Source organism: Desulfovibrio piger (assembly GCF_951793255.1).
Classification (GTDB): Bacteria; Desulfobacterota; Desulfovibrionia; order Desulfovibrionales; family Desulfovibrionaceae; genus Desulfovibrio.
In genome coordinates, this window is the sequence record NZ_OX636706.1 from 256051 (window position 1) to 269489 (window position 13439).

The 13439-nt window shown below is 65.3% G+C and carries 12 protein-coding genes; 4 read left to right on the plus strand and 8 right to left on the minus strand.

Translation table 11 applies throughout. The annotated features are described in order from the left end of the window. The first annotated feature begins 2 nt into the window (after nucleotides 1–2). Both Q4I12_RS01330 and Q4I12_RS01335 read left to right on the plus strand, forming a co-directional pair. Nucleotides 3–407: a hypothetical protein gene (locus Q4I12_RS01330; protein WP_006008157.1), complete on the plus strand. Its 405-nt coding sequence runs from the start codon at nucleotides 3–5 to the stop codon at nucleotides 405–407. Continuing rightward, nucleotides 404–1030 (plus strand): tetratricopeptide repeat protein, encoded by a 627-nt coding sequence (locus tag Q4I12_RS01335; RefSeq protein ID WP_168935496.1) that lies wholly within the window; start codon nucleotides 404–406, stop codon nucleotides 1028–1030. Before Q4I12_RS01330 ends, Q4I12_RS01335 begins: the two co-directional genes overlap by 4 nt. Before the next feature lie 495 nt (nucleotides 1031–1525). Here Q4I12_RS01335 and tnpA read toward each other — a convergent pair whose 3' ends face one another. Together tnpA and Q4I12_RS01345 are read right to left on the minus strand one after the other, a co-directional pair. Beyond that, nucleotides 1526–1954: an IS200/IS605 family transposase gene (tnpA, locus tag Q4I12_RS01340; protein WP_302260190.1), complete on the minus strand. Its 429-nt coding sequence runs from the start codon at nucleotides 1952–1954 to the stop codon at nucleotides 1526–1528. A gap of 128 nt (nucleotides 1955–2082) precedes the next feature. Further along, entirely contained in the window at nucleotides 2083–2889 is an 807-nt protein-coding gene (locus Q4I12_RS01345) for a tRNA lysidine(34) synthetase (protein ID WP_302260192.1), read from the minus strand. Between the two features lie 228 nt (nucleotides 2890–3117). Between Q4I12_RS01345 and rpoZ the strand changes: the two genes are divergently transcribed. Together rpoZ and dnaJ are read left to right on the plus strand one after the other, a co-directional pair. Then, nucleotides 3118–3357 (plus strand): DNA-directed RNA polymerase subunit omega, encoded by a 240-nt coding sequence (rpoZ, locus tag Q4I12_RS01350; RefSeq protein WP_168935494.1) that lies wholly within the window; start codon nucleotides 3118–3120, stop codon nucleotides 3355–3357. Nucleotides 3358–3362: 5 nt separating this feature from the next. Further along, a complete protein-coding gene (dnaJ, locus tag Q4I12_RS01355) occupies nucleotides 3363–4484 on the plus strand; it encodes a molecular chaperone DnaJ (protein ID WP_204626189.1) in 1122 nt (373 codons plus the stop codon). A 274-nt stretch (nucleotides 4485–4758) separates the two neighbouring features. Here dnaJ and Q4I12_RS01360 read toward each other — a convergent pair whose 3' ends face one another. From Q4I12_RS01360 to Q4I12_RS01385, 6 genes are all read right to left on the minus strand, one after another. Next, complete coding sequence (locus tag Q4I12_RS01360) at nucleotides 4759–8808, minus strand: MFS transporter (RefSeq protein ID WP_302260196.1); 4050 nt, start codon at nucleotides 8806–8808, stop codon at nucleotides 4759–4761. 67 nt (nucleotides 8809–8875) lie between these two features. After that, complete coding sequence (locus Q4I12_RS01365; protein ID WP_168935491.1) at nucleotides 8876–9211, minus strand: ArsR/SmtB family transcription factor; 336 nt, start codon at nucleotides 9209–9211, stop codon at nucleotides 8876–8878. 416 nt (nucleotides 9212–9627) lie between these two features. Then, nucleotides 9628–10089 (minus strand): hypothetical protein, encoded by a 462-nt coding sequence (locus Q4I12_RS01370; protein ID WP_302260199.1) that lies wholly within the window; start codon nucleotides 10087–10089, stop codon nucleotides 9628–9630. Nucleotides 10090–10103: 14 nt separating this feature from the next. After that, nucleotides 10104–10766, minus strand: a complete 663-nt coding sequence (locus Q4I12_RS01375; RefSeq protein WP_302260201.1) for a flavodoxin family protein — start codon at nucleotides 10764–10766, stop codon at nucleotides 10104–10106. A 17-nt stretch (nucleotides 10767–10783) separates the two neighbouring features. Continuing rightward, complete coding sequence (locus Q4I12_RS01380) at nucleotides 10784–12172, minus strand: MFS transporter (RefSeq protein WP_302260202.1); 1389 nt, start codon at nucleotides 12170–12172, stop codon at nucleotides 10784–10786. A 300-nt stretch (nucleotides 12173–12472) separates the two neighbouring features. After that, a complete protein-coding gene (locus Q4I12_RS01385) occupies nucleotides 12473–13345 on the minus strand; it encodes a methylenetetrahydrofolate reductase (RefSeq protein ID WP_168935487.1) in 873 nt (290 codons plus the stop codon). Between the last annotated feature and the right edge of the window lie 94 nt (nucleotides 13346–13439).

Sequence of the window (13439 nt, forward strand, 5' to 3'; positions counted from 1 at the left end):
CCATGCCTTCCGAGCTCAGTTTCATTCCCGCTACCGTGTTCCGCGACGGCACGCCCCAGCGCCTCAACGAGGAACAGGAACAGCTCAAGCGTGAGATCTACGAGCGCATGAACCCGCGGCGCCGCAAGTTCGTGGACCGCATCGGCTACGATAACTGGGACCCCTTCCAGAAGCCCAACGATCCTCTGGACGTGCGCCTGGACGTGACCAAGCGCACCACCCAGCAGCTGGTGCGCGAGTTCCTCCAGCTCAAGGCCGCCAGGAACGAACAGTACGGCAACGACTACGGTCGCGGCGTGCTGGAATGCGCTCTGGGTATTGTGAACCGTGACGAAAAATTCCAGGGCATCACCGACTTCTGCCTCTGGTACCATGATCTGCTGAAAAAAGAGGGCCACATCCTATGAAACAGCGTTACGACGATATCGACGAATATATTGCCGACCTCAAGATGGAGATCGCGGCCAACGAGCAGTGCGCTACCCATCACTACAACCTGGGCCTGGCCCTGCTGAGCAAGCGTGACTTCGTGGGCGCCGAAGAAGCCCTGCTCAACGCCGTGCGCAACTCCCCCCACCTGGCCGAAGCCTATGTGCAGCTCGGCGGCATCTGCCTGGAACGCGGCGACCTGGAAGGCTGCCTGCGCTACAATGAAGAAGCCGCCCAGTGCCGCGCCAAGTTCCCCGTGCCGTGGAGCAACATCGCCTTCGTGCACCTGCAGCGCGGCGAGCCGGACAAGGCCATCACCGCCCTGAAAAAGGCCCTGAAGTGGGACCCCGACTTCGTGCAGGCCAAGAACGCCCTGACCACCGCCTACTACATGCAGGGCGACTTCGAAGCCTGCGAAAAGCTCTGCAAGGAGATCCTGGAAAAGGAACCCGCCTTCGCTCCCGCCTGGAACAACATGGCCCTTGCCCAGTTCGACCTTGGCAAGTACGCCGAAGCCCGCCAGTCCGCCGCCAAGGCCGCCGAGCTGGGCTTTGAAGTGCCCGAGGGCTTCCTGGAAGAGCTCAAGGCCAAGGGCGTCTAGTACACGACGCGCGCCATCGCTGCCCTGAGGCAGTGTCTTTTTGATGAGGGGGAGAGGAGACCTTTTTGAAAAAAGGTCTCCTCTCCCCCTCATGCTCCCCCGCTCCTCCCAAAAACTTTTATTCTGGTCTGTATGGCGGGTCCCCGTCTTCGGATGACGGACACGTCATCCCCCCCTGACCGCCAAGGGACAGACATGACCGGACTGGGGGAGTGAGCACCCGTCCGCGCCTGCCGCCTCCGAAAAGTCTTTTTCGCACGAAGCCGGTCCCGTCCCGACTCCTTCGCATCAAGCGGCCCGCATACTGCCCCGCCAACAGACAGCACGCCAACATAATGACGTCATTATCCCGCCTGAAAACAGGAAACGGGCAGCCATACGGCTGCCCGTTTCCTGTATTGAACACTCCACCGGCTAAAGCCGGTGGATTCACCGTGGCGACTAAAGTCGCGTTCCGGCTAAAGCCGGTATGGCCCCTGCTGAAGCAGGCTGAAGTCATTCCCCCTCAATTCGGAAGGTTTCATCTGCATCTTCCTGTTGCGTGATGTATTGCTTAATGACCTCATCGGTCACATTGCCACTGCTGCAACAGAAATAGCCACGCGCCCACATATGACGTCCCCAGTACTGGCGGCGCAACAATGGAAATTCATTTATCATGGCATGCGCGGTTCGGCCTTTCAGTTGTTGCATCAACTTGCTCACAGCAAGGCTTGGTGAAATCGAAACGAAAAGATGGATATGGTCGGGTGCTATATGTCCTTTGAGAATTTCCACCTGATGCTTTTCACAGATGCCGCGTATCAGCGACCTGGCTCTCTGGGCGATGTCGCCTGACAAAATCTTTTTCCTGTACTTGGTTATCCAGACCAGGTGCAGGTGAATTGAAAAAACACTGTGGGAGCCTTTACGATAATTGCTCATGCCCACAGACTACAAAAGAAACGCTAAAGCCGCCACCTAAAGGTGGGGGTTTTACCCCTCCCTGAGTGGGACAATAAAGCGCGTTTGGGGGAGGATGGAGGGCCCGGGGGAAGGCCTCCCTTTGGGCGCTAGCTAAAGGGGGTCCCTTCCCCCCGGACAAACGCCCCGCTCTCCTGCTCTCCGGCATCCGTCACATCAGGCAGGCTGTTCTTTTCCAGCTGCCAGCGGCTCAGGCCGTTGAGGATGCAGCGGCGGGAATCCTTGGCCACGCCGTACAGGGCCTTGAGGGTCTCGCCCATGTCGCTGCGGGCGGTATTGCCGGCCGAAGGGCAGGCATTGGCCCACAGGGGCAGCTCCCACTGCTTGGCGGCCTTGATGATGTACTTTTTCTCCACCAGCAGCAGCGGCCGGATCAGATGCAGCTTGCCGCCGAAGAAGGGCTCGTTCATGCTCATGCCGTCCACGCGGCCGTTGCGGCACAGGTTCATGAAAAAGGTGGAGACCAGATCCTCGGCATTGTGCCCCAGGGCCAGATGGGTGAGCTTGTACTGCGAACAGAGCTCGAACAGGCGTTTGCGGCGCAGCCAGGCGCAGCGGAAACAGGGGGAACGGCGCTGGTTCTCGGCCGAATGGGCGTGCGGGCCGAAGTCCGTCACCTCCAGATGCGAGGGGATGCCGTGCTGCGAGAGCCAGGCGGCCAGCGGCATATGGCTTTGCGAATCGAAGCCGGGATTGAGATGGATGGCCATGATCTCGAAACGGAAGGGCACGATGCCCTGCCGGATATGCAGGGTCTTGAGCAGCACGAAGCTGTCCACCCCGCCGGAAACGGCCACGCCGATGCGGCAGCCGGGCCAGATCATGCCGGTCTGCTGCATGGCCTTGCCGGCGCTCTTGACGCAGACCTCCTGCGCATAGGAGCGTTTTTCGCGCATATGTCCTCCTGCCCCGCAGGGCATGTGTTGCGTTGATCGAAGGCGGCAGACAGGGCAGGGACGATTTTCCGCGCCTCTGGCCTTGACAGCCGCACAAAAGACCAATAGCATAACTCGCTTGGGCAGGCAAAGAGTTCTGCCCCTATTGCGCCGCGCCCGCTGCTGTCGGGTACGGCGGCATTCATTTTTACACTCCGCCCGCTGTCTCGCGGGCAAGCCGGAGGAACTATGGCCCGCATTACCGTGGAAGATTGCCAGGAACGCGTGAACAACCGCTTTTTGCTGGTCCAGATGGCCATCAAGCGTGTGCGCCAGTACCGTGAAGGCTATGAGCCCCTCATCGAAAGCCGCAACAAGGAAGCCGTGACCGCTCTGCGCGAGATCGCCGCGGGCAAGGTGCTGCCTGACGACATGAGCCTGTACAATCCCCTGCCCGAAGGTCAGGAGTCCGCCAAGAACGAAGGCTAAAGGCCATGGCACAGCGAGACTATTACGAAGTTCTGGGGGTGGACCGCAGCGCCGGCGAGGACGAGATCAAAAAAGCCTATCGCAAGCTGGCCATGCGCTACCATCCCGACCACAACCCCGGTGACGCCGAAGCCGAACAAAAGTTCAAGGAAGCTGCCGAGGCCTATGACGTCCTGCGCGACGCCGAAAAGCGCGCCCGCTATGACCGCTTCGGTCATGCCGGTGTGCAGGGCGGCATGGGCGGTGGGGGCTTCACCAGCAACGAAGACATCTTCGCCCATTTCAGCGATATCTTCGGCGACCTTTTCGGCTTTGCTTCCGCCGGTGGCGCACGTGGTCCCCGCCCCATGCAGGGCGCCGACCTGCGCTACAACCTGAAAGTCACCTTTGAGCAGGCCGCCACGGGCGACGAGATCCCCCTGACCCTGCCCAAGCATGTGACCTGCCCCGACTGCTCCGGCAGCGGTGCCGCTCCGGGCAGCCAGCCCGAGACCTGCCCCCAGTGCCACGGCACCGGTCAGGTGCGCCATTCCCAGGGCTTCTTCCAGATCGCCATGCCCTGCTCCACCTGCCAGGGTACCGGTCAGGTCATCAAAAAGCCCTGCCCCCGCTGCAAGGGCCAGGGCATCGTGGAAGAACGCCGCGAGATCGTGGTGCGCGTCCCCGCCGGTGTGGATACCGGCACCCGCCTGCGTGTGCGCGGTGAAGGGGAGCCCGGCGAGCACGGAGGGCCTCCAGGCGACCTGTATGTGGTCCTGCATGTGGAGCCCAGCAAAAAGTACGAACGCCAGGGCCAGGACCTCATCTACACCTGCGAGATCAGCTTCGTGCAGGCGGCCCTCGGCCACCGCGTGGAAGTGCCCGGCCTCAAGGGGCCGCTGCCCCTGGACATCCCCAAGGGCATCCAGAGCGGCACCCTGCTGCGCCTCAAGGGCGAAGGCATGCCCTACCCCGGTCGCAGCAACCGCGGCGACCTGCTGGTGGAAGTCAAAGTCCTGACCCCCACCCGCGTCTCGGACAAGCAGGCCGAACTGCTGCGTGAATTCGAACGCCTGGAAAGTGAAAGCCCGCTGGACAAGGTCAAGAACCTGGGCAAGAAGCTGAGCAAAAAAATGGGCCTGGACTAGGGCGCTGATGCGCGCGAGGACAGGAGCCCACCTCACAAACGAGCTCTTATGCAAAAGGGTGACAGTCGCCAGGACTGCCACCCTTTTTCTTTTATGCAAGCTTTCTGCGGCGCGGGCCGACATGTCCGCCCGGCGCTGTCGGGGCTGACACCATAAGGGAACGGCCGCCGGCAAAAGCGTGAATCCCGCTGCGCCTGCGCCCTCATGGTGCCGGCCGGATGCTGCCGTCCAGCCCTTCGTCCGGCTCACGGGCCCCGGCATCCTGTCGTCCCGGCTAGACGCCTTGCCCCTCCTGCATGACCAGGGCCCGCAGGCTCCGGTAATCCACCTTGCCCGACCCCAGCAAAGGCAGGGCCGCCAGCCGCCGCACCCGGCGCAGCATGTACAGGGCGGAAAGACCTTCCTCCCGCAACACGGCATTGGCCTCTTCGCGCTCCAGAGGCAGGGTCGTGAACAGCACCAGCACGGTCTGCCCCTCCTCTTCCAGCGCATCCACGGCCAGGACCGGGCCTTCCTGTCCGGCAGGGGCCATGAAATGACGCCCCAGCACGGCCTCCATCTGCGGCAGGGAGATCATCTCCCCGCCCAGCTTGACGAAACGCTCCCGCCGTCCCGCAAAGGTCATATGCCCGTCGCTGTCCGCCCGCACCAGATCGCCGGTGCAGTACCAGTCCTCGCCGTCCAGATGCAGGAAAGGCGAGGCCGGGCCGCCGTCGCTGCCCTGCCCCAGATAGCCGCCGAACACATTGGGGCCCCGCACCAGCAGCAGGCCTGTCTCTCCGGCCGCCAGCCGCTGCCGGGGCTCCTGCACGGATACGATGGCCGTCCGCACCGAAGGCAAAGGCTGACCGATGGTACCCGTGCGGGCATCCGTGGGCAGGTTGAGGCTGATGACCGGCGAACACTCCGTGACGCCGTAGCCCTCGCACAGCAGCCCGCCGCCGCTCAGGCGGGCAAAATCATCATAAAGGCGCTGCGGACAGGCTTCCGCCCCCACGAAGGCCACGCGCAACGATGCCAGATCCCCGGGCCGGGCCTGCCGCAACATACCGTCCAGGAAGGTGGGGGCGGCCACCAGCAGGGTCGGCCGCCACTGGCGGCATACGGCATCCAGACGGGCGCCTTCCGTGGGATTGGCGTGGAAGACCATCGGCACGCCGAAGCAAAGCGGCAGCACGATGTTGCCCGTGAGGCCCAGCGTATGGAAGGGCGGCAGCATGGCCAGCATGGCGTCGTGGCTGTCCAGGGCCAGGATGGCCGCCACGTCCCGGCAGTTGGCCAGGATGTTGTCATGGCTGAGCGGCACGCCCTTGGCTGCCGCCGACGAGCCCGAGGTGAACAGGATGGCCGCCGGCGGGGACAGCTTTCGGGGCACGGCGCAGCCTTCGAGCCCGGCCAGCGAGAGGAGCGCACGGCAGGCGGCCTCCAGCCGCAGACAGGGGGACAGGGAGGCTGCCGTATCTTCCAGCGGCAGCCATGCGGCCCCGGCCTCTCCGGCGGCTTCGCGCAGGCCGCTGCCTTCCAGACGATCCAGCAGGGCCCGGGCACTGAGGATATGCCGCACCCCGGCCAGACGCAGACAGTGGCCCAGATTGCGCGGCCCTGTGGTCCAGTTCAGCATGACCGGCGTCTGTCCGGCCAGCAGCACGGCCAGCCAGGCCACACAAGCCGCTGACGAGGCGGGCAGCATGATGCCCACCCGCTGTCCGCTGCCCAAACGGCGGCGCAGATGCAGGGAAAGGGCCACGGCCCGTATCCAGAACGCACGCGCCGTCAGTATCCGGCCGTTGTCGGCCAGCAGGGGGCGGGACGGGGCGCGCCGCAACTGCCGCAGCATGACCAGCGGCAGATTGGGAGCATCAGGCAGGCTGAGCGCCCGGGCGGGACGGGCCCGCACGGCATCCAGCCAGGGGGAGGGCTCTTCCGGCGCTTCCGCTGTGGCGGCCTCCGGCATCTGCCCGGCGGCCAGCAGCAGACAGTCCCCCACCGTTCGCAAGCCTTCCAGACTGGCGGGAGCGTGGCCAAAGCGCTCTTCCAGCCGCACGGCCAGTTCCGTCAGGGCCAGACTGTCCAGCCCCAGGTCAGTGTCCAGACGCAGGTCTTCCTTGAGGCTGCCCCACTCCGGGCCCAGAGGCGACGCTTCCGCCAGCAGGCGCAGCACGGCTTCCCTGTCGGCAGCGGCAAGCGGGGGCGGCGTGGCGGCCATCCGGGCCGATACAGCGCCTGTGCCCGCCCCGGACGGGACCTCGGCACGCCAGGGAAAAAGGATCTGCGGGCAGGCCTTTTCGCCGCCGTCGGCATCATAAAAAGACTCCAGCAGCGCATTGTACGGCCGGACGCCCTCCCCGGGCATGGGACGGCGGGACGGCAGAGCGCAGGTGATGCGCACCTCCCGCCGGGGCAGGAAGAACAGGCCGTGACAGAGCAGCGACACCAGCCCGCGCAGCAGGGCCCGGCCCAGCACGGGCTCGCCTGCGGCCCAGCTGAAGGACGAGCCCCAGAGGCCGCGCGTGCGCACGAGGACCAGACCGCAGTCGGGCACGGCCTGCAGCAGACGGTACGCGCCGCTGTTGCCGCCCAGATGGGTAGCGCCGTCCCGGCTCAGGCCGCCGGAGGGATACAAAAGGACGTTCTCGCCCCGGGCCAGCGCAGCGGCGCAGCTGTCCAGCGCTTCCCTCACTTGGTCACGGGCGGAGAGACCGTCACGGCGCAGATCCGGCAGGGAGATGCAGCCCGTCAGCGCGGCCACCGGCCGCAACCACGGGCGGCGTATCTGATGGCTGTCCGCCAGCGGCCGCAAATCGAAAGCGGCAAGATGCGTACACAGCAGGGCCGGGTCCATGAAGGCGGGATGGTTGGGCAGCACGAGCACGCCCCTGCCCCGCTCACGCGCCCGCGCCACTTCGGCCTGCAGGACATCCAGCCCTTCCAGACGGACACGGTAACGCAGGGAGAGCAAATAGCGGCCGCAGCCCAGCAGCATGCGGGAGAACAGGATACGGACACGCGAAGCGGCCCGGCGAGGCCCCCGGGGCCCGTCCGCCTTCGCCTCGTCGTCCCCCGCCCCACCGCTGCTGCCGCCATCGTCGCCATTAGGAAAAGCGGCCTTGAGGCGACGGGCAAAAAAGACGGCCCAGATCAGGGTAAGGCCGCCCAGCAGCATGTGGGCTACGGAAGGCGGCAGGAAGGACAGCAGGGCATAGACCGGCCCGGCCAGGGCCATGCCGGAAAAGGAAAAGAAATTGCTGGTGCCGAGGATGCGGCCCTTTTCCTCCGCTGCCGGAAGCAGCTGGATCTGGCTGGACACCGGCACGATATACAGGCTGCCGCAGATGCCCACCGCCGCATAACAGGCAAAGAGCAGGCCGAAGCGGAAGGCCTCGGGCGCGGCGGGCACGCCACCGGCGACCGCCAGCAACAGGCCGATACCGGCGCAGGCGCGGGGCACGCTCCGCCGCCAGTCCCCACGGGCACGACGGGCCGCCAGCCCGGCCCCGGCACAGATGCCCAGCATGAGCCCGCCGGGCAGCAGGCTGGCCATGGTGGGGCCAAGGCCCAGCTGGGCCACGCCGTAGGCATTGATCTCCAGCAGGACGAGGGTGGACAGGGTGTAGAAAAAGACATCGCCGCACAGGCACCAGAAGATGCCCTGGCGGGCACGCAGGCGCCACAAGTCGCGGGCGGAATCCAGGGCCCCCAGCCAGGGGAAGGGCGGCAGATCTTCCTTGCGGGCGGCAGCGGGCCGGTAGGGGATGAAGAACACGGAGAGCAGGCCCAGCACCGCCACACCCACGGCCACGGCAGCCACCAGCCAGCGCCCGAAGGGGATCTCCGTGGCGAGCCACTGCCGTTCCAGGGCCCCGCCTGCCAGCGTGATGCCCAGCAGGATGGAGGCCGTGGTGGCCAGCTTGAACAGGGCGTTGACCCGGGGCACGTCCTCGCGGGCGAACAGTTCCGGCAGGGAGCCGTTGAGGGCCGGGCTGAACAGGGTGGCGCTGGCCCCCATGCAGAAGAGCATGGCCAGCATGCCGCTCCAGTGCAGCTGGAGCAGCCCCCAGCCCCCGGCCAGCATGGCGCACACTTCCAGGGCCTTGGCCGCCAGTACCAGACGGCACTTGGGATAGCGGTCGGCCAGCCAGCCAGCCCAGGCGGAGAACAGGACGAAGGGCAGCGAAAAAAGCACGGTGCCCCAGGCCTGCACGGCCGTATGGCCCATGCTCACGGCCAGCAGCAGGATGGCCTGCTTGAAGAAGTTGTCGTTGAAGGTGCCGAGGGTATAGCTCACCCCCAGCGAGACGGTCTGTCGCAAAAATCGCCTGCTCATGCGCACTCCTTGCAGCATCCGTGCATGGCGGCGATCCCTGCCAAAGCCCCTGCCCAGCCGGGCAGGCTCAGGAACGGTCGCCCTGCTCCGCGGCCAGCTCGGCCAGCGCGTAATCCCGCACCCGGTCGAGCATCTCCACGGCAAAGGGCAGGTCGCGCCGGTAAAGCACTTCCCGGCCCTGCCGCCGGGGGATCAGCAGCCCGGCCCGTACGAGGACGTTCACATGATGGCTCACGGCCGTACGGCTCAGGCCCACGGTCGCCACAAGGCTGCTGAGGCTGATGCTCTCCCCGGGCTCGAAGAGCAGAAGGATCTTCTGCCGGGTGGCGTCCCCCATGGCGGAAAAGACCCGCGCCACGCGTTCCCAGTCGTCCGGCAGGGCGGTGATATACGAGGAATTCATGCCCTTGGTGTAGACGCTGGGAAAGTATGCTGTCAACATCAAACTAAAAAAGTAGTTTTATCGTGTCAACTAAAAAACTAGTTTTATAGTTTTAATGCCCGCCCTCCCCGCCTGCAGGCTCCAGGGGCACACGCCCTGCCAGCCGGAACGAGGAACGTTTTCCCTATACAGGGCACAAAAAAGCAGGGCCGCACAGCACCGGTGCAGCCCTGCCGATATCGATAATTTCAAGATAGATGTTTACATGTTATGACTAAAAATACCGCCACATGCCCCGCAACGGCGATGCCGGCCTGACCGCAACGCGGGGACGGACTGCACCTCCATGCCGTAAAGGCCCATCCGCCCGCACGGGACGGATGCCCACGCCACGGCACAGCTCCTTCATCCTCTTGCCCGCCGCAGGCTCACGGGGTTCAGGCCGGGGAAGCCGAAGCCAGTCGCGTCATGGGCAAGCGCTCCGGCAGCTCCTGCGGCAGGGACAGGCGCAGGGCCCTCCCCCCGTCCAGAGCCACGGCCAGCACAGCGCAGACGCGCAACTCGGCCCGTCCCGGCTCCTCCGGCAGGGCCCCCAGGCACAAGAAAAAGGCCAGGCCTTCGGCCCGGCAACTCCCCAGCAGGGCGTGCTCGGCCGCTGTCAGCCGCAGGGGGCCGGTGCAGCCCAAAGCGCAGGCCTCGCCCAGCAGCAGGCCCTCTTCCGGCTGTCCGGCCGGATGCAGCACGCCCACAGGGCTCCCCGGCTCCCGGCGCCAGAAATGGAAGTCCGCCGCAGCGGGGAAATCTTCCAGCCCGGCCGGAAAATGCCACTGCGCCGGGACAGCCTCCCCTGCCGGGGACAGGGGGCTGAACAGCAGCGCGGCGTCTTCCGCCTCCGTCATCCCGCCCTGCCGGATCACGCGCCCTGCCCTGCCAGCTTTTGGACCATCTCCTGCCCCATGACGAAGGCCTGACGGCACTCCTGCGGGAACTGCTCCTCGCGCCGACGCCGCTTGTCCGCCTCGGAAAAACGGTCGGCCACATATCTGGCATAGTCGTCGAACTGCCAGGTGTCGGTCACATACAGGACGGAGGGCGTGCTGAAGATGCGCCCCAGATAACCATCCATGACGGCCAGGGTCTCGGGATAGCCGTGCTGCCGCATGGTCTCCGCATCCACGTTCATGGTGTAGATGCAGGCCATCGCCAGACGGCGGGGCGCGATGGTGCTGCGCCGGCGGTCATAGACCAGATAGGGGAAGCACAGACGTTCCTGGAACGAACGCATGGCGCCCGTCACGTTGCCGAAATAGACGGGACTGCCCAGGGCCAGCCCATCGGCCTTTTCCAGCGCGGCCAGCACGGGCGAAAGGTCGTCCTTCAGGGCGCAGTGCCCGTACGAGGCCCCGCCCCGGAGCTTGCAGGCGAAACAGCTGCGACAGCCGGAGGCCTGAAGATCATAAAGAAGGATCAGCTCCGTGTCCGCCCCGGCGCTGCGGGCCCCTTCCAGAAAGTGTTCCAGCACCGTGGCCGTATTGCCCTTTTTGCGCGGGCTGCCGTTGACGGCGAATATCTTCATGGCATCGTGCCTCCGGTTCAGGCGGCCTTGGCGCCGCTGCTGTTGCGGGCCAGGGTACAGCCCACGGCCAGCAGGCTCAGGATACCGAACAGCACCATATCCACCTGCATGCAGTGCAGGAAGGCGTCGATATTGTCCTTGCCCACCGGCTCATGGCCCAGAAAAATACTCAGGGTCAGGGTGATGATGGTCAGGTTGCCCAGCATGCCGGCCGTACGCACCGTGCCCACCAGCCCGGAAGCCTGTCCCACCCGCTGCGGCCCGGCCGCTTCGAGGATGATGGTGGTGTTGGGCAGGGCAAAGATGCTGGCCCCGGCACCAATGAAGCACTGGGCCCCCACGATGATCCAGAGCGAGGAATCCATGTCGAGAAAAGCGGCACTCAGCAGGCCCAGCCCGCAGAGCACCGTCCCGGCGGTGCTGATGAGACCCTGGTCATAACGGTCGCAAAGACGGGCGGCCAGCGGACTGGCCAGGGACTGCACGGCGGCCTGCAGGGCCAGCATCAGACCGGCCCCCTGCACGCTGAAGCCCCGCCCCACCTGCAGGTAGAGGCTGAAGAAAAAGACCATGCCGAAAAAGGAGCAGTAGTTGACGAAGGCCGCCACCAGCGACAGGCTGAGGACCCTGTTCCTGCGCAGCAGGCGCACGTCCACCATGGGGAAGGGACTGCGCAGCTCCCGCCAGACGAAACAGGCCAGCAGCACGAGACAGAGCAGGAAGAGCCCGCCGCCCAGCAGATGATCGTCCGCGATACAGGACGCGCCAAAGGTCAGGGCCGCCATGGCCCCGCCATAGAGCAGACAGCCCGGCACGTCGAAGGGCTCCTTGTCGGCGGTGCGCCACTCCAGGGGGACCCGGAAGATCATGATGCACATGGCGGCCAGCGCGGCCAGGCCCGTGCCCCAGAACAGCCAGCGCCAGCCCAGCCAGCCGGCCACCAGACCGCCCACCGGCGGCCCGCAGGCGATGCCCGCATAAACGGCCACGCCGCTGAGGCCAAGATAGCTGGCCCGCATCTCCTTGGGCGCGGCGGACGCCAGCAGGGCCAGGCTGGACGAACTCAGCATGGCGGCCCCCATGCCCTGGAACAGGCGCAGGCCGATGAAGACGTCGATATGAGGGATGAAACCCAGCACCAGAGCCAGCACACTGAACAGGCTCAGGCCAAAAAGGAAGACCCGGCGCCGTCCGTAGATATCCCCCAGGGTGCCTCCGGCCAGCTGGAACACGACCAGCCCCAGCGTATAGACGGCCCCCAGCAGACTGAGTTCACGGGCACTGGCCCCCAGGCTTTCCCCCAGGGGCGGCAGGACGGCGTTGACCCCGGCCACCATGAACGGCATGAAAAACTGCGCCGCGCAGACGGCCAGCAACAACCAGCGATGTTCTTTTGCGATGCTCATGGACAACCCTAAAACCGGAGGCCGGGGGTGGTCAACCGGATGTGAAATCGTGAAAAAAAGAACAGTTACGGTGAGAAATGATCGCCTCCGTACAGGGCACAAGACGTCGGCCCGGGGCCGGGCCATGCCCGCAGCAGCGACGCAGGCGGTGCCGGTCCGGAGCTCGGCCCCCCTGCGGAGGCGTATCGGGATGCGACGAAAAAACGGGAAGGACACTTGGCCCTTCCCGTTTTTTCAGGGAGCCGCGCGGTCCCGGCAGCTCCCGTCATCATTCATGTTCTCCCCCACCGGGGAAGCGGCCTACAGGCCCGCTTCTTCCACTAGGCGCAGGCACATCTCGGATTTGTTGAGGCTGTACAGATGGATGCCGGGCGCGCCGCAATCCAGCAGCTGCCGGATCTGGCGGGCGGCAAAACGCAGGCCCGCTTCGCGCACGGCCTCCACACCGCCTTCGTTGTGGGCCGCTTCCAGTTCCAGATAGAGCTTGCCCGGAATGTTGGCCCCGCACAGCGAGAGCACGCGGCGCAGGGAATCGAAGCTCTGGATGGGCAGGATGCCCGGGATGACCGGCGTCTCCAGTCCGGCGGCGCGCAGCGAGCTGACCAGGGACTCATACTCGCGCACATCGAAGAAAAGCTGGGTGATGACGAAATCCGCTCCGGCGCGCAGCTTGTCGGCCAGATAGGCCCGGTCCGACGCGAAGGTGGCCGCATCGGGATGGGGCGCGGGATAGCCCGCCACACCGATGCCCAGGTCGGGATGCTCCGAGCGCAGGAAACGCACGAGGTCACGGGCGTTGTGGAAATGGCCCGCGTTCCAGTCCCAGTCGCTCACACCGCGCGGCGCATCCCCGCGCAGGGCCAGCACGTTGTGGACCCCGGCAGCGCGCAGATGGCTCACAAAATCGCTGATGGCCTGCGGCTCGGCGCCCACACAGGTCAGGTGCGCCATGACGGTGAAGCCCCGCCGGGCCAGCTCCGCCGTGACGTTCAGCGTGTTCTGCTGTTTGCCGCCCCCCGCACCGTAGGTGACGGAGAGGAAAAGGGGATCGATCGAGCGCAGGCGCTCCACGGTCTCGTAGAACTCCGGCAGATGACTTTCCGCGGCAGGGGGAAAAAATTCCAAAGAAACAAAAGGCTTGGTTGTCTGGCGGAGAGCCTGGGCGATCTGCATGACAAAACTCCTGGGAACTGTGAATCAGAAAAAACGGTTTCGATGTCCTCAACTATATCAATATAACTTGATAAGTCAATATAGTTTACCCACC